Source organism: Serratia sp. AXJ-M (genome assembly GCF_046531865.1).
Classification (GTDB): domain Bacteria; phylum Pseudomonadota; class Gammaproteobacteria; order Enterobacterales; family Enterobacteriaceae; genus Serratia; species Serratia liquefaciens.
In genome coordinates this window covers 2,324,588-2,346,977 of sequence record NZ_CP059394.1, presented here as the reverse complement: position 1 = coordinate 2,346,977, position 22,390 = coordinate 2,324,588, and the positions used below count along the sequence as shown (strand labels likewise).

The following is a 22,390-nucleotide window of genomic DNA, read 5'->3' as shown; positions in this document are numbered from 1 at the left end:
TGGCAATTTTCATCATTTTGTTTTTATACTGATCTGCACTTTACCTACAACAAAATAACGAGTGCACATCATGATTGACCCACGCCTCCCCTTGACCGACATCCACCGTCATCTTGACGGCAATATCCGTGCGCAAACCATTCTTGACCTGGGCCGTCAGTTTAACCTTGCCCTGCCCGCCAACGAACTGGAGGCGCTGCGCCCGCACGTGCAAATCACTCACGCCGAACCGGATCTGGTCAGCTTTCTGCAGAAGCTGGACTGGGGCGTAGCGGTGCTGGGCGATCTGGACGCCTGCCGCCGGGTCGCCTACGAAAACGTCGAGGATGCGGCCAATGCCGGTCTGCACTATGCCGAACTGCGCTTCTCGCCGTATTACATGGCGATGAAACATCAGTTGCCGGTGGCTGGGGTGGTGGAAGCCGTGATTGACGGCATTCGTTCCGGTTCGCGCGATTTGGGTATCGACGTACGCCTGATCGGCATCATGAGCCGTACCTTCGGCGAAGCGGCCTGTTTACAAGAGTTGGAAGGCCTGCTGGCGCACCGCGACGGTATTACCGCACTGGATCTGGCCGGCGACGAACTCGGCTTCCCTGGCAGCCTGTTCCTCAACCACTTCAACCGCGCCCGCGACGCTGGCCTGCGCATCACCGTACACGCAGGTGAAGCCGCGGGTCCGGAAAGCATCTGGCAGGCGATCCGCGAACTGGGTGCCGAACGTATTGGCCATGGCGTGAAAGCGATTGAGGATCCGGCACTGATGGACTTCCTGGCCGAACATGGCATCAGTATCGAATCTTGTCTGACGTCCAACATTCAGACCAGCACCGTGCCTTCTCTGGCGCAGCATCCGCTGGCGAAGTTCCTGCGCCACGGCGTTATGGCGTCGATCAATACCGATGACCCGGCCGTACAGGGCATTGAAATTGAACACGAATACCGCGTGGCGGCACCGCAAGCCGGCCTGACGCCAGCTGAAATCCGCACCGCCCAGGAAAACGGCCTGAAAATGGCGTTCCTCAGCGAACAGGAAAAACAGGCGCTGCGCGATAAAGTGCAGGGCTAAGTGAAAATGGGCGCGCCAAGCGCCCTTTTTATTTATTTCATTTCGCGGTCAACGCGCCTGCTTCTGCGCGCTGCTTGGCCGTTTTACGCGCGTAACGCTGCGCCAGTACGGCACACACCATTAACTGCACCTGATGGAAAATCATCAACGGCAGCACCATGGCACCCACCGCCGCCGCCGGGAACAGCACGTTGGCCATCGGGATGCCGTTCGCCAGGCTCTTTTTCGAACCACAGAACACGATGGTGATTTCGTCGGCAGTATTGAACCCCAGCCAGCGCGCGGCATAGGTGTTGATAATCAGCACCACCGTCAGCAACACCAGCGACATCACTAAAATGGTCAACAGCGACCAGCCGTCAATCTTGTGCCAAATCCCTTCCACCACCGCAGCGCTAAAAGCGGTATACACCACCAGCAGAATCGATGAACGGTCAGTGAGATTGATCAGCTTGCGATGACGATCGACCCATTTGCCGATTAACGGCCGAGCCAAATGCCCAACCACAAAGGGCACCATCAGTTTCAAAATGATCGAACCTATGGCGTGCAACACATCGGTATTACCGCCCTGGGTATGCATCAGCGCCCCGACCAGCAGCGGCGAGAGGAAAACACCGAGAATGCTGGATGCCGAAGCACTGCACACCGCGGCCGCCACGTTACCACCCGCCGCCGAAGTAAAGGCAATCGCCGACTGAACGGTCGCCGGCAGTGCGCACAGATACAGGAAGCCCAGATAAACCGTCGGTGTCATCAAACCCGGCACCATCAGGTTCATCGCCAGCCCCAGCAGCGGGAACAGCGCAAAGGTGCTGAGAAACACCACCAAATGCAGCTTCCAGTGCCCCATGCCGGCGATAATCGCCTCACGAGACAGCTTGGCACCGTGCATAAAGAACAACAGCGCGATAGCCGCGGTGGTCAGATGCTCAAAAAAGGTTGCCCATCTGCCTTCGCAGGGGAAAACCGAAGCGACAATCACCACCAGAATCAATACCAGCAAAAATTTATCAATGCGCAGACGCTGCAACCAGGACATGGGTCAGGATCCCTCGAGGAGTAAGACGGGTTCGGCACGCCGAACCCTGAGAATAAAACGCCGCGGTCAGACTACCGGCAACGCCTTTTGTTGTTTCGCAGATTCAATCCCCAGCTCGATCATTTCCATCACTTTGATGGCGTCAGCAGCCGTGACCGGATTTTCACCCTCACCGTTAATCGCATCGCGGACAGCCGCGTAATAGGCTGGGTAATTGCCTGGAATGCTGAGCAAAGGTTTTTCAGCCAGCACCCCATCACGTGACAATGTCACTACACCATCACGCATGTCGTAACCCCAGTCGGCCTGCGGCAGACGCTCGCCCGCTTTGAGGCGGTCTTCCTGCGGATCCAGCCCAAACTTGATAAAGCTACCCTGAGTCCCGTGCACGATATAACGTGCGGTTTCCGCCGCGGCCAGCACGGTACCATGCAGAACGACCCGGCGTTTGCCGTAGTTCAATATCGCGTGGAAATAGTCCACCGATTGTGCACCCGGACGCAGTTCACCCAGATCGACAAACAGCGTTTCCGGTTTGCCGAACAGTTGCAGTGCCTGATCGATCAGATGCGGCCCCAAATCGTACCAGATGCCGCTACCGGCACCGCCCAGCTCGCGCCAGCGCTGACGCACTTCCGGGCGGAAACGATCGAAATGAGACTCGAAATAAACCACCTCACCAAGCGCGCCTTCTTTCAACAATGCCTTGAGCGTCAGAAAATCGCTGTCCCAGCGGCGATTGTGGAACACCGACAGCAGCTTGCCGCTCTGCTGCGCTTGCTGCTCCAGCTGCTGCGCCTGTGACAACGTCACGGTGAAAGGCTTGTCCACCACCACGTGCTTGCCGGCCGCCATTGCCTGCTGCGCCAGAGGGAAATGGGTATCGTTGGGTGTAGGAATGACGATCAGATCGATAGAGGGGTCGTTAAACAGCGCCTGCGGATCGCTAACTACCGTCATCGATGGCCAGTCTGCGTGCACTTTGCCGGCATCGCTGCTGGAAACCGCAGCCAGCTCTACGCCTGGGGTGCCGACAATCAGCGGCGCATGAAAGGTTTTACTGGCATAGCCGTAACCGACCAGCCCAACCCGAATTTTTTCTGTCATGGTGTTTCCTCTTACTGGCTCGCAATAGACCAGTCAGATTTGACACCATGACGCTGGCGGGAACAAGAAGTAAATGTAATGTTAATTTGTAGCCACAGCATAAGGCGTCTCACGCTGATTCCTGGCCGGATAGTTTATCTCCAGACTACGGCGGCGAAAATCGCTCGGGCTGACCCCGACCCGTTTGCGGAATACGCGGGAAAAATAGAGCTGATCGTCATAACCCACCACCCGGCCGATGGTGGCAATCGACTCCTGAGTGGTCTGCAGCAGCAGCTTGGCGCGGATCACCCGCTGATCTTCGCGCCAGCGCAGAATATTGATACCCACCTGCTCACGGAACAGATGCGCCAGCCGCGAAGGCGACAGGCAGACGTGGCGTGCCACTTCGTCAATGCGCAACTCACCGGCCAGATTACCGGTAATAAACTGGCAGGCCTCTATCACCCGGGGATCCATGATTTTCTGTGGGCTGAGCGGATCCTCTTCCATCGCGCGCAGCAGCAAGCGCTCCAGCAGGTTCATCCCCAACTCTTCGGCGAAACGCCGGCCGGAACGCTGCGTTTGCTCGATATTGGCGAACAGCCGATCGAACTCCAACAGTAAATTATTGTTCGGTAAAGTTAAACGCCCGACCTCATGGGTTTTGCTGTGCCATTCCAGCCAGTCGGCCCAGTAGGCTCGCGGTCGGAAATACACCCAGCGGTGATACCAGCAGTCGCTGTCCGGCGAACGCCCATAGTAGTGCGCCGCCTTGGGGGGAAACAGCAGCAGATCGCCAGGATTGCAGTAAAGGGTGTCTTCGCCGTCGAACACCTTGCCCTGGCCCTTGATGGTCAGGTTGAGAATATAGCCCTTCATGCCGCCGGGGCGGTCGATAAAGAAATCCAGCGGGCCGTCCGCCATGATGGGCGTTAATCCCGCCACCAGATAGGCGTTAAAGGTGTAACCCGGCAACAGCGGGTTCGGCTGCGGTTCCTGTGCCATGCGATGGTACATCTGTCCTCCCGGAACGGCTGATAGAACTATCCTGAACAAGTGTATCGGCCCGGCAGAGAACTGCCTGAGCCGATAACAGAACTGTGAACGCGGTTGCCGATTTTCTAAATCCGACGTTTGGCCTGCTGCTTGTAACGGTCAAAAATCACCGCCGCCAGCAAGATCACGCCGCGCACCACATACTGCGAGAACGGTGAGATGTTCAGCAGGTTCATGGCGTTTTCCACCGTGCCGAGGATCAAGATGCCGGCGATGACGTAGGAGATTTTACCGATACCACCTTTCAACGAAACCCCACCCAGTACGCAGGCGGAGATCACGATCAGCTCATAGCCAATCGAGGTCATTGGCTGGCCGCTGGTCATACGCGAAGCCAGAATGATGCCGGCAGCGGCGGAAACCAGCCCGGACAGCATAAAGATCACAATCTTGGTGCGTACCACCGGCACCCCGGCCAGTCTGGCCGCCTCCTCGTTACCGCCAATCGCCAGCGTATTGCGGCCAAAGGTGGTTTTATTGAGCAGGAAGCCGAACAGGATCAGACAGGCTACGGTGATCCAAATGGGCGCAGGCAACCCCAGCCAGTTGGCATAACCCAACGTAAAGAAGCGCTCGTCCTCAATGCCTACCGCTTTCCCGTCGGAAATGATGTACGCCAACCCGCGGAATATCTGCATGGTGGCCAGGGTGGTGATCAGCGCGTTGATTTTCAGCCGGGCGATAACAAAACCGTTGATCAACCCGGAGACCATTCCCAGCAGCAAACCGGCGCCCACGCCGATCCACAGGCTTTCGGTCATATTGATCACCACCGCGGTAGTGACCCCGGCGCAGGCGATCACCGACGCGACTGACAGATCAAAGTCGCCGGAGGCCAGACAAAACAGCATGCCGCAGGCCACCATGCCGGACATGGATATCGCCAACCCCAGCCCTTTCATATTGATAAATGAGCCAAAATTAGGCACAAACAGCACGCAGGCGATAAACAGTACCGCGAACACCACCAGCATGCCGTAGCTGTCCCAAATCCGCGCCAGCCCCTGGCCGCTGCGGTTTTTCACAGAATCGGTCGTTATGGTCGACATCTCTTTCTCCTTCACTTTCAGGCCACCGCCGCAGCGGTATCGGGGGCAATCTCGGGGGTGCGCAGCATCGCCAGGCTGAGGGCTTTTTCCTCGCTGGCGTCATCATGGAGTAACTCACCGGACAGGGCCCCTTCCCGCATCACCAGGATACGGTCCGCCAGCCCCAGGACTTCGGGCAGATCGCTGGAAGCGAACAGCACCGCGATGCCGCGCTGCGCCAGTTGGTAAATGACGTTATAAATCTCGTGTTTAGCGCCAACGTCGATGCCGCGTGTCGGTTCATCCAGCAGGATCACCTTCATGTCTTCCGACAACCAACGCCCCAGAATCGCCTTCTGCTGGTTGCCGCCGGAAAGATTCATAATTAGCTGCTCGGCGCTTGGGGTTTTGATATTCAACGCACGTATATGATGCTCAGCGTTGCTGGCCTCCCAACCGTTGTCGATCAGACAACCCGCGCGGACACTGTTCCGCCGCGCGCTGATGTTGATATTGTCGCGTACCGAATGCACCGGGATAATACCGTCCGCCTTGCGGTCTTCCGGACACAGCATGATGCCGGCACGAATAGCGTCTATTGGCGAGCGAATGGCGAGCACCTGCCCATCCAGCATCAGTTGCCCGGCACTGACCCGCGTGGCGCCAAAGATCCCCTTCATCAGCTCGCTGCGGCCGGCGCCGACCAGGCCGAACAACCCGACGATCTCCCCGGCACGCACGCTCAGATCGATCGGCGTTTTCACGCCGGGCGCTTGCAACCCCTGGAGCGCCAAACGCACCGGCCCCAGTTCACGCGGTTGATAGCCGTAGACGTCACCGAGATCGCGCCCCACCATCGCCTGCACCAACTGGGCATTATCAACCTGACGCATATCGTCAAAGGTGCGCACATAGCGGCCATCTTTGAACACCGTGATGGCGTCGCTGAGGGCAAAAATCTCCTCCATGCGGTGTGAGACATACAGGATCACACGCCCTTCAGCGCGCAATTCGCGGATCACCCGGAACAGCTGTTCGATCTCCCGGGCGGACAGCGAACTGGTGGGCTCGTCAAACGCGATTACCTTGGCGTTGCGCGCCAGCGCTTTGGCGATTTCCACCATTTGCCACTGGCCGATCGACAGGTATTTCAATGGCGTATCCGGATCGATATCCAGCCCGAGATGCTCCAGTTGAAGCCGGGACTCGTAACGCAGCAGTTTGCGATCCACCAGCCCGCGCCTGGTCGGCAGTTGACCGAGATAAATGTTCTCCGCCACGGTCATTTCCGGCACCAGATGCAGCTCCTGGTAGATGATTGCCACCCCAGCATCCAGCGCGTCGGTAGTGTTGGCGAAGGTGACCGAACGCCCCTGCAGCTGAATTTCTCCCTGAGTAGGCGAATAGTTGCCGCTGAGGATTTTCAGCAGCGTGGATTTCCCGGCACCGTTTTCCCCCATCAGCGCGTGGATCTGCCCGGCCTGACAGCTGAAACTGATGTCATCCAGCGCCTTCACCCCTGGGAAAGTTTTACCTATGCCTTTAAACGCCAGATACGGCAGCGCGGTAGTCATAGTGTTTTCCTCCTGCAGTTAAAAATGCCGCCCGACAGCATGCTGTGGGCGGCCCGGTAATTACATCAGGCCTTTCTTCTGCAGTTCGGTTTTAAAGTTGTCGCGCGTGATCAGCACCACGTCGGTCACTTCGGTGAATTTTTGCGGTTCTACCCCTTTTTCGACCCAGTCATGCAGCATCTGGATGCTCTTGTAACCGTGAATGTCCGGGCTAGGCAGCAGCGAACCGTAGAAGCCGGTGGCCTGCGCCTTGGACAGCTCACTGACCGCATCCACCCCGTTGATCCCGATGCCAATCACGTTCGGCGCCTTAAACCCCTGGCCTTCGGTAGCGCGCACGCCGCCGAGCACGGTGTTGTCGTTCATGCCGACAATCAGCCAGTTTTTCACTTCAGGATGCTGCACCAGCATTGAGTTGGCGGCGTCGAACGCTCCTGGGATATCGTTGGATTTGGTCGGTACCCGGTAAATCTGCTTTTCCGGGAAACCGGCGGCTTTCAACGCGGCAATAGAACCGCCGGTGCGGCGACGGGCCGTGTCCAGTTCATCGGCGGTAATGGCCATCACCGCGGTATCCGGCAGCTTCCAGCCGCGCTTGTTCAGCTCTTTCCACAGCTCTTCCCCCTGGCGTTCGCCGATTTTGGTGGCGGCCATCATCACCAGCGGCACGCTGTCCATAGGCTTGCCTTTGGCGGTAACGAACTGGTCGTCCACCGCGATCACTTTCAGATTGTAACTGCGCGCCTTGGCGACGATCGCCGAGCCCAATTTCGGATCCGGCGTGCAGATGACAAACCCTTTGGCCCCGCTGGCCGCCAGGCTGTCGATGGCGTTCAGGGTCTTCTCGCCGTCCGGCACCGCGATTTTAATCACCTCAAAACCGAGATCCTTACCGGCCTTATCGGCAAATTTCCATTCGGTCTGGAACCAGGGTTCTTCCGGCTGCTTGACCAAAAAACCCAGCTTCATGGTCTCGGCGATAGCCGAATGTGACATAACGGCCGCCAGCCCCAGTGTCGCCAGCGCCTTAGTGAATTTATGCATGATGCTCTCCGCTATTTTGTTCTCTGTGGCGACGAAACCCGCTCGCGGTGAAAACGTTATCATTAGAGTAATGGCTGTAGGTGTAGCGCTTATCTCGCGGCATTGCCTTACAGCCGGGGTAAGACGGCTTAAGTTTTAGCGGGTATTTGTTGCTGAAATGTAGAGCGCTATCACATCCGTGGAATACAGCAGATATGTGCATATATTTAGCGAATTTCGCCAAGCGTTAACTTATGACAGCCGTCACAAAACCACTGTGGGAAGCAGAAAAGTGCATACTTCCAGCCAATGGCTCCTCACCCGCCCAGCGCTTCGGCTCCTATGGTTGTCACAGCGTATTAACACATCAGGAGTCAACATCATGACGGCAGGTGCTATTGCCCTGGGATTGGACTTCGGCAGCGACTCGGTGCGTGCGTTGGCGGTCGACTGCCAAAACGGTGCGGAGCTGGATACCGAAGTGGTTTATTACCCTCGCTGGCAGCGCGGTGAGTTTTGCAATGCGTCGGAGAATCGCTTTCGTCATCATCCGCTCGACTATATTGAAGCCATGGAACAGGCGATGGTCAGTCTGGTGCAGCGCATGACCCCGGCGCAACGGCTGCAGGTCGTGGGTATCGGCGTCGACTCGACCGGCTCCACCCCTGCGCCGATCGACCAGCAGGGCCAGGTGTTGGCGCTGCGGCCAGAATTTGCCGACAACCCAAACGCCATGTTTGTGCTGTGGAAAGATCACACGGCTCTTGAAGAAGCGGATGCCATCAATCGGCTCTGCCGCAGCGGCGAATTCCCCGATTATTCCCGCTATATCGGCGGCGTTTACTCTTCCGAATGGTTCTGGGCCAAAATTCTGCACGTCACGCGACGGGACGCAGAGGTACGTCAGGCGGCGGCTTCCTGGGTAGAGTTGTGCGACTGGGTGCCGGCGTTACTGTCCGGGACCACCGCCCCACAGCAGTTGAAACGCGGGCGTTGTAGCGTAGGCCACAAAACCTTGTGGCACCCCGACTGGGGCGGCCTGCCGCCAAAACCCTTTTTTGCCGCACTCGATCCCTTACTGGTTGAGCATTTGCCCTACCCGCTGTTTGACGACTGCCACACCGCCGAGCTGCCGGTCGGCACACTGAGTGCCGAATGGGCCGCACGCCTCGGATTGCCAACCACGGTGGTGCTGTCAGGCGGCGCCTTCGACTGCCATATGGGCGCAGTGGGGGCCGGAGCCCAGCCTTATACCCTGGTGAAAGTGATTGGCACCTCTACCTGCGACATCCTGATCGCCGATCGCCAGCGGGTGGACGGGCGCACCATCGAGGGCATTTGCGGCCAGGTTGACGGCAGCGTGGTGCCGGGATTAATCGGCATGGAAGCAGGACAGTCCGCCTTTGGCGATATGTACGCCTGGTTCGGCCGCCTGCTGAGCTGGCCGCTGCGCGAAGCGGTAAAAAGCCAACCGCAGCTGCAGCCGCAATTGCAACAGATAGAAGCCGGCATGCTGGCCGCGCTGACCGAGGCCTGGGCCGAAAAACCGTCACTGGATCATCTGCCGGTGGTGCTGGACTGGTTTAACGGCCGCCGCACGCCCTATGCCAATCAACGTCTGAAAGGCGTGATCGCCGATCTGAACCTCGGCACCGATGCGCCGACGCTGTTCGGTGGCTTTATCGCCGCTACCGCCTTCGGTGCCCGCGCCATTATGGAGTGTTTTGAGCAGCAGTCTATTCCGGTGGACAACGTACTGGCGCTGGGGGGGATTGCGCGTAAATCATCGGCGATCATGCAGGTCTGCGCCGACGTGATGAACCGACCGCTGCAGATCGTGGCTTCAGACCAGTGTTGCGCGCTGGGGGCGGCTATCTTCGCCGCCGTGGCGGCCGGTCATTTCCGCAGCGTGCCCGAAGCGCAACGCCACATGGCCTGCGGCATCGAACGCACTCTCCAGCCGGATCCGCAGCGCGTCGCCCGCTACCAACAGCTTTATCAACGCTATCAGCAATGGTGCCAGGCCGCCGAGCCGCGCTATGCCCCTAACGCCGGTTCAGCCTGCTGAACCCCCATTTCGACATGACAATTCAGGAGTCTCCATGGACGCATTCAAGCAGCGCGAAGTCTGGTTCGCCATCGGCAGCCAGCATCTGTACGGCCCGCACACCCTGCAACAGGTCAAGGCACACGCCGAGCAGGTGGTGGAAAATCTCAACCGTGAGGCCGGATTGCCGGTAAAACTGGTGCTGAAACCGCTGGTGACCACGCCGGATGAAATCACCGCCCTGTGCCGCGACGCCAACTATCAGCCACAGTGCATCGGCATCATGGCCTGGCTGCACACCTTTTCGCCGGCCAAAATGTGGATCGCCGGACTGTCGATCCTCCATAAGCCGCTGTTGCAATTCCATACCCAGTTCAACGCTGAGATCCCGTGGGACAGCATGGACATGGACTTTATGAACCTCAATCAGACCGCACACGGTGGCCGCGAATTTGGCTTTATTGGCGCCCGTATGCGTCAGCAGCACAGCGTGATAGCCGGCCATTGGCAAGACCCGGAAGCGCACCGGCGCATTGCTCAGTGGATGCGTGCAGCCAACGCCAAACAGGCCAGCCAGCAGTTGAAGGTGGCCCGCTTCGGCGACAACATGCGTGAGGTCGCCGTGACCGAAGGTGACAAAGTCGGGGCGCAGATCCAATTCGGCTATTCGGTGAATGCCTATGGCATCGGTGATTTGGTCAGCGTGATCAATGAGATCAGCCGTGGCGATGTGGATACGCTGATTGAAGAATACGAAACCCGCTACGTCTTGAGCGATGCGGCGCAAATCAACGGGGAAAAGCGTGAAAACCTGCTCGACGCGGCGCGAATCGAATTAGGCATGAAGCGCTTCCTCGAACAGGGTAACTTCCAGGCCTTCACCACCAATTTTGAAGACTTGCACGGCATGAAGCAGTTACCGGGGCTGGCGGTACAACGCCTGATGCAGCAGGGTTACGGCTTCGGCGGCGAAGGCGACTGGAAAACCGCCGCGCTGTTGCGCATCCTGAAAGTGATGGCGCAGGGACTGGAAGGCGGTACCTCATTCATGGAGGATTACACCTACCATTTCCAATCGGGCAACGATTTGGTGGTCGGTTCGCACATGCTGGAGGTTTGCCCATCGATCGCCAAAGAACAAAAACCGCTGTTGGATATACAACCGCTGGGTATCGGCGGCAAGGCGGATCCGGCACGGCTGATTTTCTCCACCCCGGCCGGTGCGGCGATCAATGCCAGCCTGATCGACCTGGGCGACCGATTCCGCCTGCTGGTCAATCAGGTGGACACCGTGGAACAACCGCATCCGTTGCCCAAACTGCCGGTGGCGCGCGCCATCTGGCGGGCTCAGCCAACGCTTGCTACCGCCGCCGAAGCCTGGATCCTGGCGGGTGGTGCACACCATACCGTGTTCTCACAGGCGTTGGATGCCGACCTGCTGCGACTTTACGCCGAGATGCATAACATCGAGTTTGTGACGATCGACCACAATACCAGCCTGCCGTCGTTCAAAAATGAGCTGCGCTGGAACGAAGCCTACTATCAGCTTAATCGCCGTTAATCGGCCTGCTACCGGCGGCTTATCATGCCGTCGGTAGCCAAACGTGCTGCACCGGCCTCCTGGCGCCGACCATCCGCTTGATATTGATGACGAAGCCCGCATTACCCGCTAAGCTATGCGGCTGTCACATTGAATCATGTCTTACCCAGGAAGCCGTTTATGTCTCAAGCTGATTACAACCGTATTGGCGGTTGGTTGCTGGCCCCGATGTCCTATCTGATCGTCACCCTGCTTAGCGCCAGCCTGATGCTGCTTCTGTATGCCATGGCGATTTTCATGCCGGAATCGCGCGAATACCTGCTGACCAACGCTCAGGCGTTTAGCCTACAGTGGTATTTTTCAGTGCTGACCACGATGGCAATGTGGTGCTTTACGCTGTGGCTGCTGTGGCTGTTCTGCCATCGTTCGCAACGCTTCCCCAAGTTTTTCCTGCTGTGGTTGCTGATTACCGTGCTGCTGGCGGTGAAAGCCTTTGCCTTTGCGCCGGTGCCGGATGAGCTGGCCGTACGCAGCCTGGGTTGGCCCCTGCTGATGGCGGCATTGTTAGTGCCTTATATGAAACGTTCCAAGCGGGTCAAAGGGACCTTTACCGAACGCTAGGCGCGTTGTGGCACGTTTTGTGCGTATGATTGTGTAAATTTTCGCCAAAAAAGGGCGAAAATAGCAATAACCTTGCTATCACTGTGTTGTGGTCAGGCCGCCAATTCCCGATAATAGGCGGCTTTTATTTTTTTAGGCATCGCAATGACCGAATACCTGCTCCTGTTTGTCGGCACCGTACTGGTGAACAACTTCGTCCTGGTGAAGTTCCTCGGCCTGTGCCCGTTCCTCGGCGTTTCCAAGAAACTGGAAAGCGCCATCGGCATGGGCATGGCTACTACCTTTGTCATGACGCTGGCCTCCGTCAGCGCCTGGGTGATCAACACCTTTATTCTGGTTCCGTTGGATCTGGTGTATCTGCGCACCCTGTCATTTATTTTAGTGATCGCCGTCGTGGTACAATTTACCGAGATGGTGGTACGCAAAACCAGCCCGGCATTGTATCGCTTGCTGGGCATCTTCCTGCCGCTGATCACCACCAACTGCGCGGTGCTTGGCGTTGCGTTGCTTAACGTTAACCTCGGCTACAACTTCCTGCAGTCTGCGGTTTATGGCTTCAGCGCCGCCGCTGGCTTCTCGCTGGTGATGGTGCTGTTCGCCGCGATCCGTGAGCGTCTGGCGGTTGCCGACGTGCCTGCGCCATTTCGTGGTTCTTCCATCGCGTTGATCACTGCCGGGTTGATGTCTCTGGCCTTTATGGGCTTTACCGGGCTGGTGAAATTCTAATGACCGCGTTATGGATTGCGATTGCTGCGCTCAGCGCCCTCGGCCTGTTGTTCGGGCTGGTGCTGGGCTTCGCCGCGCGCCGCTTTGAAGTGGAAGAAGATCCGGTGGCCGAGCAGGTCGACGAGATCCTGCCGCAGAGCCAATGCGGCCAGTGCGGTTACCCCGGTTGCCGTCCTTACGCCGAGGCGGTGGCCAACGGTGAGATGATCAACAAATGCGCCCCCGGCGGCGAGCAAGTGATGCTGAAATTGGCCGAACTGCTCAACGTCGAGCCGCAGCCGCTGGGCAGCGAAGCCGCCGCCGAGCCGGTGCGTCAGGTCGCTTATATCGATGAAGCCAACTGCATCGGCTGCACCAAGTGCATTCAGGCCTGTCCGGTGGACGCGATAGTGGGTGCCACGCGCGCCATGCACACCGTGATTACCGATCTTTGTACCGGCTGCGACCTGTGCGTCGCGCCGTGCCCTACCGATTGTATTGAAATGAAACCGGTCGCCACCACTACCGCCAACTGGAAGTGGGATATGAAGACGATCCCGGTGCAAGTGATCCACGTGGAGCAACATGCTTAATTTGTTCGCCGCCTTCAAAAAAGACCGGATTTGGGATTTCGACGGCGGGATCCATCCCCCGGAAATGAAAACCCAGTCCAGCGGCGTACCGCTGCGTACCGCCCCGCTGCCCGACACCTTTGTCATCCCCTTGCAACAGCATTTGGGACCGGAAGGCGAATTGTGCGTCAACGTCGGCGAGCACGTGCTGAAAGGCCAGCCGCTGACCGTCGGCCGTGGCCGTACCGTACCGGTGCATGCGCCGACCTCCGGCACCATCAGCGCCATCAAACCGCATATCACCGCTCACCCTTCAGGGCTGGCAGAGCTGTGCGTAATTATTCAGCCGGATGGCGAAGACCGTTGGTGCGAACGCGCACCGGTGGCGGATTACCGTCAACTGCCTACCGGCGAACTGATCCAGCGGATTCATCAGGCCGGCATCGCCGGGTTGGGTGGCGCAGGTTTCCCTACCGCCAGCAAGCTGCAGGGTGGCATGAACGGGGTAGAAACGCTGATCCTCAATGCCGCGGAATGCGAGCCTTATATCACCGCCGATGACCGTTTGATGCAGGAGCATGCCGACCAAGTGATCGAAGGCACGCAGATCCTGCGCCACCTGCTGCAGCCGAAAGTGACGCTGATCGGCATCGAGGACAATAAACCCGAAGCGATCGAAGCGTTAAAACTGGCGTTGCGCGATCAACCGGGCATCTCGCTGCGGGTGATCCCAACCAAATATCCTTCCGGCGGCGCCAAGCAGCTCACCAAGATCCTGATCGGCAAGGAAGTGCCGCACGGCAAACACTCCTCCGCTATCGGCGTGCTGATGCAAAACGTCGGGACTGCCTTTGCCATTAAGCGCGCCATTGTCGACGGCGAACCCTTGATCGAACGCGTGGTCACCCTTACCGGTGAAGCGCTCAGCCAACCGGGTAATCTGTGGGCGCGCATCGGCACCCCGGTGCAGCACCTGCTGAACTTTGCCGGTTTCCAGCCGCAGGCCCAACAAATGGTGGTCATGGGCGGCCCGCTGATGGGCTTCACCCTGCCCGCGCTGAACGTGCCGATCGTTAAGATCAGCAACTGTATTCTGGCCCCTTCCGTCAGTGAAATGGCGCCACAAGAACCTGAACAGTCTTGTATTCGCTGCGGTTTATGCGTTGATGCCTGCCCGGCGGGCCTGTTGCCACAGCAGCTTTACTGGTTCAGCCGTGGCGAAGAACACGAAAAAGCCCGCAAGCATAACCTGTTCGACTGCATTGAGTGCGGTGCCTGCGCCTTTGTATGCCCCAGCAATATTCCGCTGGTGCAGTACTACCGCCAGGAAAAGGCCGAAATCAAAGCCATCGATCAGGAAGCCGCGCGCACCGCCGAAGCCAAGGCCCGTTACGAAGCCAAATTGGCCCGTCTGGAACGTGAAAAACTGGCGCGCGAAGAGCGTCACAAGAAAGCGGCCGTCAAATTGACCGACGGCGATCAGGATGCGGTACAAGCCGCCTTGGCCCGCGTGCGCAGTAAAAATGCCGTGCCGGCAACCGGCACCATCAGCGGAGAGACACCGGACAATAGCGAGATGATCGCCGCCCGCGAAGCCCGCAAAGCGCAGGCGCGTGAACGTCGTGCTCAGCAAGACGCGGCTGCCACCCCAGCGACGTCTCCTGCTGTCGAGGGCGAAGATCCGCGTAAGGCTGCAGTTGCTGCTGCGTTAGCCCGGGTTAAAGCCAAGAAAGAAGCTCAGCAAGCCGACGCAGTTGGAACGCCTGCTGAACCGGTAGCTATGGCGCAGGAAGAAGATCCGCGCAAGGCAGCCGTGGCCGCTGCATTGGCACGGGTCAAAGCCAAGAAAGCTGCGCAGCAGGCCGAAACCGTTCAATCGTCGACGGAACCAGCCACTGCCGTACCGGAAGAAGATCCACGCAAGGCGGCGGTTGCTGCGGCCATTGCTCGCGCTAAAGCCAAGAAAGCCGCGCAGCAGGCCGAACCCATTGAATCGCCTACGGAACCAGCAGCTGCCGAGCAGGAAGAAGATCCACGCAAGGCGGCGGTTGCGGCGGCCATCGCTCGCGCTAAAGCCAAGAAAGCCGCGCAGCAGGCCGAAACCGTTGAATCGCCGGTAGAACCGGTAACTGCCGTACCGGAAGAAGATCCACGCAAGGCGGCGGTTGCGGCGGCTATTGCACGTGCTAAAGCCAAGAAAGCCGCGCAGCAGGCCGAAACTGTTGAATCGCCGGCAGAACCGGTAGCTGCCGTACAGGAAGAAGATCCGCGCAAGGCGGCGGTTGCGGCGGCTATTGCACGCGTCAAAGCTAAAAAGGCCGAGCAAAACCTGGCGACGGCGGAAAACGATAAAGAGTAGCGGAAGCGGCGCCTTGCAAAACGCAAGGCGGCCCTGGCTGTTTCACTCAATAATGCGTGAGCGCTGCTGGCGACCACTTGAGCACGCAGCAAGGCGTGAGATGTGAAGGTTGGTGGACCAAACAGGCGGTTCGTAATACAGGGCGCGTTCCAATGGTCTCAGACCTTGGGGTCACGCCCTAATCAATAGAAATCAGATAGGTATAATCAACGTCAATCTGGCGCATCTTCGAATCCTGATTCCGCTCCTTGGTTTGAATTATTTCCATCTCCACGCTCCCTTTCACTTCATTACGCAGCCCCGGCATCACGTGGGTGATCAGATAGGCAAAGAACTGCGAACACTCTTTCGCAGAGCCCAGATGGTTAATAGAAATATATTCACGCCCGGCGATCGGGATAGTGTCGATCTGGTAGCCCGACAAAATATCCTGTTTGTTCTCAGGATCCACTGCCATGATGTGGGTGGCCGAATACGCGTCATCATCTCGATTTCGCACGGAATGAATGCTGTAAACCCGATGACAATCCACACTCAGCCCACGGAAGAAATCGGTGAAGATTTCGTCCTTCATCGCCATACAAGATGAATGTTCGATCTCCGCTTCCGAGGCAAAATCCAACTGGCGCGAAAAACCCACCAGCTGCATATCCGGCAACGTCAGGCGTTTCACTTCTGGGTAATAATCGGCCGCGAAATTGGCATCGAAACTAAAGCGCGGCATCAGGTTTTTCACATCCCAGGTGTCCATCGAACGATAACGATTGGGCGTGGTGTCGAAACGCTGTTTGAACATGCGGGTAAAGGTTTGTTGGGAATCAAAGCCCAGTTCGTCTGAAATATCGATGATAGAACGGTGGGTGATACGTAACGCAACCGCTGCACGTGTCAGAATACGTGAGCGGATATAGGTGGCGAGCTGAATGCCGGTGATGCGTTTAAACTTGCGTTGCAGATGCCACTTGGAATAGCCGGAAATACGCGCGACTTCGTCCAGATTAGGCCGTTTCTCCAGATGTATCTCAACCCACTCAATCAGTTCTTCAATAAAAAATACATCTTCATTTGTCATTAATGTACATTCACTAACTTAATAATACACGGGATAATAACCCACATAGATTATGCAAAAGTTGTTATTTTGTGCGAAAAAAAGGCCCTAAAATACCCTGCAAATCCAGTGGTTATCGCCTGTTGTCGGCCAGTGATGCCGACGATTTTTGTTTTGACTGACCAAACTACCCCGCTTTTCTCGGCAAAAAAAATCTAATCGCGCCATTAGAAATTTCCCCCTCGCGTACACCCCGTGCTAAAAGCCGAATACCCGCACAATTAAGACGTATTACCCTCGCAGTGATTCAGGTAGAATGCAGCGCTATAATTTTTCCTGCGGCTCCTCTGAGAGGCGCGTTGAACCTGCCGATGCACGGCAAAGATAGGTGTAGTTATTCTATGAAGTTCAGGCCGGTACAACAAACAGCCGCCAAAGGCTTGCACATCGCCAGTTCTCCTTTCACCCATAACCAGCAAAGCACCAGTCGTATTATGCTGTGGGTCATGCTGGCTTGTATTCCCGGTGTCGCGGCGCAGGTGTGGTTCTTTGGCTACGGTACTCTGATTCAAGCCGCCCTGGCGATGCTGGTCGCCCTGCTGGCGGAAGGCGCTATCCTCGCCTTGCGCAAGCTGCCGGTTCGCACGCGTCTGGCAGATAATTCTGCCCTGCTGACCGCCTTGCTGTTGGGCATCAGCCTACCGCCACTGGCCCCCTGGTGGATGATTGTCATCGGCACTTTCTTTGCCATCGTCATCGCCAAGCAGCTGTACGGCGGCCTCGGGCAAAACCCGTTCAACCCGGCGATGGTCGGCTATGTGGTGCTGCTGATCGCCTTCCCGGTACAAATGACCAGTTGGCTGCCGCCGGATGAACTGCGAGCCACCGCGCTTTCATTCCAGGATACCCTGCTGGCGATCTTCAGCGGCCATACCGCGCAGGGCGCCACCATTCACGAATTGCAGATGGGGATTGACGGTATCAGCCAGGCCACCCCGCTGGACGGTTTCAAAACCGGGTTGCGCAGTGGCCATAGCGTCGAACAAGTGTTGCAACAGCCGCTGTTTGGTGGCGCTCTGGCCGGTATCGGTTGGCAATGGGTCAACCTCGGTTTCCTGGCCGGCGGACTGTTTATGCTGGCTCGCCGCCTGATCCACTGGCAGATCCCGTTCAGCATGCTGGCAGCTATCGCCGTGTGCTCCGGGCTGGCCTGGTGGCTTGACCCGCTGCAGCAGGCATCGCCGCTGATCCACCTGTTCTCCGGGGCCAGCATGTTGGGGGCGTTCTTTATTGCTACCGACCCGGTCAGCGCTTCCACCACGCCAAAAGGCCGCCTGATTTATGGCGCATTGATTGGCGTGCTGGTGTGGCTTATCCGTGTTTATGGCGGCTACCCCGACGGCGTTGCCTTCGCCGTTCTGCTGGCCAATATTACCGTACCGCTCATCGACCACTACACGCAGCCACGCGTGTACGGCCATCGCTAAGGAGCCATGATGCTGAATTCAATGAGAAAGCATGGCACCACGCTGGCGGTGTTTGCCGCAGTGACTACCGGTCTGACCGCGGTGGTGCATAGCCTGACGCAAAAAACCATCGCCCACCAGGCGGCATTGCAGCAAAAAGCCCTGCTTGATCAAGTAGTGCCCCCAGAACACTACGACAACGACATGCAGACCGAGTGCTTCCTGGTAAGCGATCCGGCGCTGGGCAACGGTGCCCCTCACCGCCTGTATCTGGCGCGTAAAAACGGTCAACCTACGGCAGCAGCGGTAGAAACCACCGCACCGGACGGCTATTCCGGCGCCATTCAGCTGCTGGTCGGCGCTGATTTCAGCGGCACCGTGCTGGGTACCCGCGTGGTCGAACACCATGAAACGCCTGGATTGGGCGATAAAATTGAGCTGCGTATCTCGAACTGGATTTCGTTCTTCAGCGGCAAGAAAATTGAAGGCCCGGACGATAAACGCTGGGCGGTGAAGAAAGACGGCGGTATGTTCGATCAATTCACCGGCGCCACCATCACACCGCGCGCGGTGGTCAACGCCGTTCGGCGCACGGCATTGTATATGGAAACGCTGCCGCCTAAACTTGATAGCTTACCTGTGTGTGGAGCCAGCGAATGAGTGAAGCCAAAGATCTTATTGTCCAGGGGTTGTGGAAGAACAACTCCGCACTGGTACAACTGCTGGGGATGTGCCCGCTGCTGGCAGTGACGTCCACCGTGACCAACGCCCTCGGGCTTGGGCTAGCGACCACCCTGGTATTGACGCTGACCAACGGATCCATTTCCGCGGTGCGCCGCTGGGTGCCGAATGAAGTGCGTATTCCCATTTACGTCATGATCATCGCGGCGGCGGTCAGCATCGTGCAGATGTTGATCAATGCCTATGCCTTTGGCCTGTATCAATCGCTGGGGATCTTTATTCCCCTGATCGTTACCAACTGTATCGTGGTGGGCCGCGCCGAAGCGGTAGCCTCTAAAAAACCCATCGGTTTGTCGGCGCTGGACGGCCTGGCAATAGGCCTGGGCGCTACCGGCGTAATGGTGACGCTTGGCGCGATGCGCGAGTTGCTGGGTAACGGCACCCTGTTCGACGGCGCCGATATGCTGCTGGGCAGCTGGGCCAAAGTATTGCGCATCGAAGTGGTTCACTTTGACAGCCCGTTCCTGCTGGCCATGCTGCCACCGGGGGCCTTTATCGGCCTGGGCCTGCTGTTGGCGTTGAAATACCTGATTGATGAACGGATGAAAGCGCGTACGGCCAAAGCCTTGCTGGCTGAACCGACGCTGGGACAAGGACAGACAGAGAAAGCCTGATGAATAAGCAAAAACGGCTGGAAATTCTTACCCGGCTGCGCGACAACAACCCGCAGCCGACCACGGAACTGGTGTACAGCACGCCGTTTGAACTGCTGATCTCCGTACTGCTCTCCGCGCAGGCGACCGACGTCAGCGTCAATAAGGCCACCGCCAAGCTTTATCCGGTGGCCAACACCCCGGCCGCCCTGCTGGCCCTGGGCGTCGACGGCGTCAAAGCCTACATCAAGACTATCGGTCTGTTTAACAGCAAAGCCGATAACGTGATCAAAACCTGTCGCATGCTGTTAGAACTGCACGGCGGCGAGGTACCGGAAGATCGTGCCGCGCTGGAGGCCCTGCCTGGCGTCGGTCGCAAGACCGCCAACGTGGTGCTCAATACCGCCTTTGGCTGGCCGACCATTGCCGTAGATACCCACATCTTCCGCGTTTGCAATCGCACCCGTTTCGCTCCGGGCAAAAATGTCGATCTGGTTGAAGAGAAGCTGCTCAAGGTGGTGCCGGCCGAGTTCAAGGTCGATTGCCACCACTGGTTTATCCTGCACGGCCGTTATACCTGCATCGCACGTAAACCGCGCTGCGGTTCCTGCATCATTGAAGATCTTTGCGAGTTTAACGAGAAGGTTTATCCCGACGCCTGATCACTGCCACCGGGCGCAACGCGCGCCCGTCTCTTCCTCATATCCCATTGAGCTATTTTTTATCGGAAATGTGATATCAAGCAGCAGTAACCTTGGTGTTCTCGCGGATTTCAGTAGAAAACCCAATTCCCGCTTATTTTCAAGCGAAAAATTAGTTAAAAATTGCGGTAAACCTCACGTTTTAAAGATCACATTACCGTCACAAGCGCCAGTCCCGTTTTCTTAAATTTCTATAATTTTACAAAATGCGTCATATGTACAACAATCCAATGGATTAATCACCCCACCTATTGATATGGACTAATAAAACTCCATTCAGCAGAATATATCACTGTTTAAATTCCGTATAGCTTTTAATCAAAACAAAAACTCGGCAAAGCAAATAAAGACGAACGTTAATGCTGCATAACATTTGCAACATGGTTGTTTCACTCCGCGAGCGTTATATGTAACAGGATATGACAAACGCCTTGCCTCGTTGACAAAGATAGTGAACATTAACCGCCGTCATCCCATCCTATAACAACGCAGAAGGATGCAGTCCTGCATCACCTTTTGCAATTTCTCGTCTCTCTGGGACGGGGCAGTGAAAAATCAGAGGTACCAGTGTCAACAGCAAACAACAACAGCGAACAACCTGAAAGCGTGAGTCTTAACGCCTTCAAACAACCCAAGGCGTTTTACCTGATCTTCTCTATCGAGCTGTGGGAACGTTTTGGCTATTACGGCCTGCAAGGCATCATGGCGGTTTATCTGGTCAAAATGCTTGGCCTGAGCGAAGCCGACTCGATTACCCTGTTCTCTTCCTTCAGCGCACTGGTGTACGGCTTTGTCGCCATCGGTGGCTGGCTCGGAGATAAAGTGCTGGGCTCCAAGCGCGTGATCGTGCTGGGCGCGCTGGTGCTGGCCGTCGGCTACGCCATGGTGGCCTACTCCGGCCATGAAATCTTCTGGGTGTACCTGGGTATGGCGACCATCGCCGTGGGTAGCGGCCTGTTCAAGGCTAACCCATCCTCCCTGCTGTCAACCTGCTATGAGAAAGACGATCCGCGTTTGGACGGTGCATTCACCATGTACTATATGTCCGTCAATATCGGTTCTTTCCTTTCCATGTTGGCCACACCGTGGCTGGCGGCGAAATACGGTTGGAGCGTCGCGTTCTCACTGAGCGTGGTGGGCATGCTGATCACCCTGGTCAACTTTATGGTGTGCCACAAGTGGGTTAAACAGCACGGTTCCAAGCCTGACTTCAAACCCCTGCAGGTGAAAAAGCTGCTGATGGTCCTGGTGGGCGTAGTCGCTCTGGTAGCCATTTCCAGCTGGTTGCTGCACAACCAGGTGATTGCCCGCTGGGCACTGGCGATTATCTCCATCGGTATCGTGATTGTGTTCGCCAAAGAAACCTTTGCGCTGCACGGTGCCGCGCGCCGCAAGATGATCGTCGCCTTCCTGTTGATGCTGGAAGCGGTCGTCTTCTTTGTGCTCTACAGCCAGATGCCGACCTCGCTGAACTTCTTCGCTATCCACAACGTGGAACACAGCATCCTCGGTATTGGTTTCGAACCCGAGCAATATCAGGCGTTGAACCCGTTCTGGATCATGCTGGCCAGCCCTATTCTGGCGGCGCTGTATAACAAGATGGGTGACCGTCTGCCGATGCCGCACAAGTTCGCTTTCGGAATGATCCTGTGTTCCGGTGCCTTCCTGGTGCTGCCGTGGGGTGCCAGCTTTGCCAACGAACAGGGTATCGTTTCGGTTAACTGGCTGATCCTGAGCTACGCGCTGCAGAGTATCGGCGAGCTGATGATCTCCGGTCTGGGCCTGGCTATGGTGGCGCAACTGGTACCACAACGCCTGATGGGCTTTATCATGGGTTCCTGGTTCCTGACCACCGCCGCTGCCGCGCTGATTGCCGGTAAGGTCGCCGGTCTGACCGCCGTGCCTAGCAACGTTAACGACGCGCACGCTTCGCTGGCTATCTACAGCCACGTGTTTATGCAAATCGGTATCGCTACTGCCGTGATCGCCATCCTGATGATGCTGACCGCGCCGAAGCTGTACCGCATGACGCTGGACACCGCTGAAGATACCAACAAGAAAGCACAGGCGGCCGCTGCGGCCAACTGATCGCCGTCGAGGTTTTCATCGCAAT

19 protein-coding genes are annotated in these 22,390 nt (G+C 57.2%); 12 read left to right on the top strand and 7 right to left on the bottom strand.

Going from position 1 to position 22,390, the window contains the following annotated elements; translation table 11 throughout:
• Positions 1–70 precede the first annotated feature (70 nt).
• Positions 71–1,069: an adenosine deaminase gene (gene add, locus H0S68_RS11060; RefSeq protein ID WP_410529386.1), complete on the top strand. Its 999-nt coding sequence runs from the start codon at positions 71–73 to the stop codon at positions 1,067–1,069.
• A gap of 37 nt (positions 1,070–1,106) precedes the next feature.
• Here add and H0S68_RS11055 read toward each other — a convergent pair whose 3' ends face one another.
• From H0S68_RS11055 to H0S68_RS11030, 6 genes are all read right to left on the bottom strand, one after another.
• The gene (locus tag H0S68_RS11055) at positions 1,107–2,111 is read right to left on the bottom strand and encodes a bile acid:sodium symporter family protein (protein WP_115058920.1); all 1,005 of its coding nucleotides are present in this window, start codon (positions 2,109–2,111) and stop codon (positions 1,107–1,109) included.
• Between the two features lie 66 nt (positions 2,112–2,177).
• Positions 2,178–3,218 carry an oxidoreductase gene (locus H0S68_RS11050; protein WP_410529385.1) on the bottom strand — a complete coding sequence of 347 codons (1,041 nt, stop codon included), beginning with the start codon at positions 3,216–3,218 and terminating at the stop codon, positions 2,178–2,180.
• Between the two features lie 81 nt (positions 3,219–3,299).
• Positions 3,300–4,217, bottom strand: a complete 918-nt coding sequence (araC, locus tag H0S68_RS11045) for an arabinose operon transcriptional regulator AraC (RefSeq protein WP_020826722.1) — start codon at positions 4,215–4,217, stop codon at positions 3,300–3,302.
• Positions 4,218–4,321: 104 nt separating this feature from the next.
• Positions 4,322–5,305, bottom strand: a complete 984-nt coding sequence (araH, locus tag H0S68_RS11040) for an L-arabinose ABC transporter permease AraH (RefSeq protein ID WP_020826721.1) — start codon at positions 5,303–5,305, stop codon at positions 4,322–4,324.
• Between the two features lie 17 nt (positions 5,306–5,322).
• Complete coding sequence (gene araG, locus H0S68_RS11035; protein ID WP_128864970.1) at positions 5,323–6,858, bottom strand: L-arabinose ABC transporter ATP-binding protein AraG; 1,536 nt, start codon at positions 6,856–6,858, stop codon at positions 5,323–5,325.
• Positions 6,859–6,918: 60 nt separating this feature from the next.
• Positions 6,919–7,902, bottom strand: coding sequence for an arabinose ABC transporter substrate-binding protein (locus H0S68_RS11030; protein ID WP_020826719.1), 984 nt, complete (start codon positions 7,900–7,902; stop codon positions 6,919–6,921).
• A gap of 361 nt (positions 7,903–8,263) precedes the next feature.
• On the opposite strand from H0S68_RS11030, the gene H0S68_RS11025 reads away from it, so the two are divergent.
• The 6 genes from H0S68_RS11025 (at position 8,264) to rsxC (ending at position 15,725) form a co-directional block, all read left to right on the top strand.
• On the top strand, positions 8,264–9,949 hold the full coding sequence (locus H0S68_RS11025) for a ribulokinase (protein WP_410529384.1): 1,686 nt from the start codon (positions 8,264–8,266) through the stop codon (positions 9,947–9,949).
• Between the two features lie 34 nt (positions 9,950–9,983).
• Positions 9,984–11,489 (top strand): L-arabinose isomerase, encoded by a 1,506-nt coding sequence (gene araA / locus H0S68_RS11020; RefSeq protein WP_410529383.1) that lies wholly within the window; start codon positions 9,984–9,986, stop codon positions 11,487–11,489.
• Positions 11,490–11,648: 159 nt separating this feature from the next.
• Positions 11,649–12,089 (top strand): DUF2569 domain-containing protein, encoded by a 441-nt coding sequence (locus H0S68_RS11015; RefSeq protein WP_020826716.1) that lies wholly within the window; start codon positions 11,649–11,651, stop codon positions 12,087–12,089.
• 144 nt (positions 12,090–12,233) lie between these two features.
• Positions 12,234–12,815: an electron transport complex subunit RsxA gene (rsxA, locus tag H0S68_RS11010; protein WP_004938443.1), complete on the top strand. Its 582-nt coding sequence runs from the start codon at positions 12,234–12,236 to the stop codon at positions 12,813–12,815.
• Complete coding sequence (rsxB, locus tag H0S68_RS11005; RefSeq protein ID WP_004943888.1) at positions 12,815–13,387, top strand: electron transport complex subunit RsxB; 573 nt, start codon at positions 12,815–12,817, stop codon at positions 13,385–13,387. Before rsxA ends, rsxB begins: the two co-directional genes overlap by 1 nt.
• Positions 13,380–15,725: an electron transport complex subunit RsxC gene (gene rsxC / locus H0S68_RS11000; protein ID WP_410529382.1), complete on the top strand. Its 2,346-nt coding sequence runs from the start codon at positions 13,380–13,382 to the stop codon at positions 15,723–15,725. The genes rsxB and rsxC overlap by 8 nt, the downstream gene beginning before the upstream one ends.
• Before the next feature lie 178 nt (positions 15,726–15,903).
• Here rsxC and H0S68_RS10995 read toward each other — a convergent pair whose 3' ends face one another.
• Complete coding sequence (locus H0S68_RS10995) at positions 15,904–16,797, bottom strand: helix-turn-helix domain-containing protein (protein WP_020826714.1); 894 nt, start codon at positions 16,795–16,797, stop codon at positions 15,904–15,906.
• A 380-nt stretch (positions 16,798–17,177) separates the two neighbouring features.
• Between H0S68_RS10995 and rsxD the strand changes: the two genes are divergently transcribed.
• From rsxD to dtpA, 5 genes are all read left to right on the top strand, one after another.
• Positions 17,178–18,263, top strand: a complete 1,086-nt coding sequence (gene rsxD / locus H0S68_RS10990) for an electron transport complex subunit RsxD (RefSeq protein ID WP_410529381.1) — start codon at positions 17,178–17,180, stop codon at positions 18,261–18,263.
• 9 nt (positions 18,264–18,272) lie between these two features.
• Entirely contained in the window at positions 18,273–18,902 is a 630-nt protein-coding gene (gene rsxG, locus H0S68_RS10985; protein ID WP_020826712.1) for an electron transport complex subunit RsxG, read from the top strand.
• Complete coding sequence (locus tag H0S68_RS10980) at positions 18,899–19,597, top strand: electron transport complex subunit E (protein WP_020826711.1); 699 nt, start codon at positions 18,899–18,901, stop codon at positions 19,595–19,597. The genes rsxG and H0S68_RS10980 overlap by 4 nt, the downstream gene beginning before the upstream one ends.
• Entirely contained in the window at positions 19,597–20,238 is a 642-nt protein-coding gene (gene nth / locus H0S68_RS10975; protein ID WP_410529380.1) for an endonuclease III, read from the top strand. Before H0S68_RS10980 ends, nth begins: the two co-directional genes overlap by 1 nt.
• A 606-nt stretch (positions 20,239–20,844) precedes the next feature.
• Positions 20,845–22,365 (top strand): dipeptide/tripeptide permease DtpA, encoded by a 1,521-nt coding sequence (dtpA, locus tag H0S68_RS10970; RefSeq protein ID WP_046373676.1) that lies wholly within the window; start codon positions 20,845–20,847, stop codon positions 22,363–22,365.
• The last annotated feature ends 25 nt before the right edge of the window (positions 22,366–22,390 follow it).

What these genes read in the sequence shown, in the direction of transcription:
- add (WP_410529386.1), top strand. Translation starts at nt 71, where the DNA reads ATGATTGACCCACGCCTCCCCTTGACCGACATCCACCGTCATCTTGAC.
- H0S68_RS11055 (WP_115058920.1), bottom strand. Translation starts at nt 2,111, where the DNA reads ATGTCCTGGTTGCAGCGTCTGCGCATTGATAAATTTTTGCTGGTATTG.
- H0S68_RS11050 (WP_410529385.1), bottom strand. Translation starts at nt 3,218, where the DNA reads ATGACAGAAAAAATTCGGGTTGGGCTGGTCGGTTACGGCTATGCCAGT.
- araC (WP_020826722.1), bottom strand. Translation starts at nt 4,217, where the DNA reads ATGTACCATCGCATGGCACAGGAACCGCAGCCGAACCCGCTGTTGCCG.
- araH (WP_020826721.1), bottom strand. Translation starts at nt 5,305, where the DNA reads ATGTCGACCATAACGACCGATTCTGTGAAAAACCGCAGCGGCCAGGGG.
- araG (WP_128864970.1), bottom strand. Translation starts at nt 6,858, where the DNA reads ATGACTACCGCGCTGCCGTATCTGGCGTTTAAAGGCATAGGTAAAACT.
- H0S68_RS11030 (WP_020826719.1), bottom strand. Translation starts at nt 7,902, where the DNA reads ATGCATAAATTCACTAAGGCGCTGGCGACACTGGGGCTGGCGGCCGTT.
- H0S68_RS11025 (WP_410529384.1), top strand. Translation starts at nt 8,264, where the DNA reads ATGACGGCAGGTGCTATTGCCCTGGGATTGGACTTCGGCAGCGACTCG.
- araA (WP_410529383.1), top strand. Translation starts at nt 9,984, where the DNA reads ATGGACGCATTCAAGCAGCGCGAAGTCTGGTTCGCCATCGGCAGCCAG.
- H0S68_RS11015 (WP_020826716.1), top strand. Translation starts at nt 11,649, where the DNA reads ATGTCTCAAGCTGATTACAACCGTATTGGCGGTTGGTTGCTGGCCCCG.
- rsxA (WP_004938443.1), top strand. Translation starts at nt 12,234, where the DNA reads ATGACCGAATACCTGCTCCTGTTTGTCGGCACCGTACTGGTGAACAAC.
- rsxB (WP_004943888.1), top strand. Translation starts at nt 12,815, where the DNA reads ATGACCGCGTTATGGATTGCGATTGCTGCGCTCAGCGCCCTCGGCCTG.
- rsxC (WP_410529382.1), top strand. Translation starts at nt 13,380, where the DNA reads ATGCTTAATTTGTTCGCCGCCTTCAAAAAAGACCGGATTTGGGATTTC.
- H0S68_RS10995 (WP_020826714.1), bottom strand. Translation starts at nt 16,797, where the DNA reads ATGACAAATGAAGATGTATTTTTTATTGAAGAACTGATTGAGTGGGTT.
- rsxD (WP_410529381.1), top strand. Translation starts at nt 17,178, where the DNA reads ATGAAGTTCAGGCCGGTACAACAAACAGCCGCCAAAGGCTTGCACATC.
- rsxG (WP_020826712.1), top strand. Translation starts at nt 18,273, where the DNA reads ATGCTGAATTCAATGAGAAAGCATGGCACCACGCTGGCGGTGTTTGCC.
- H0S68_RS10980 (WP_020826711.1), top strand. Translation starts at nt 18,899, where the DNA reads ATGAGTGAAGCCAAAGATCTTATTGTCCAGGGGTTGTGGAAGAACAAC.
- nth (WP_410529380.1), top strand. Translation starts at nt 19,597, where the DNA reads ATGAATAAGCAAAAACGGCTGGAAATTCTTACCCGGCTGCGCGACAAC.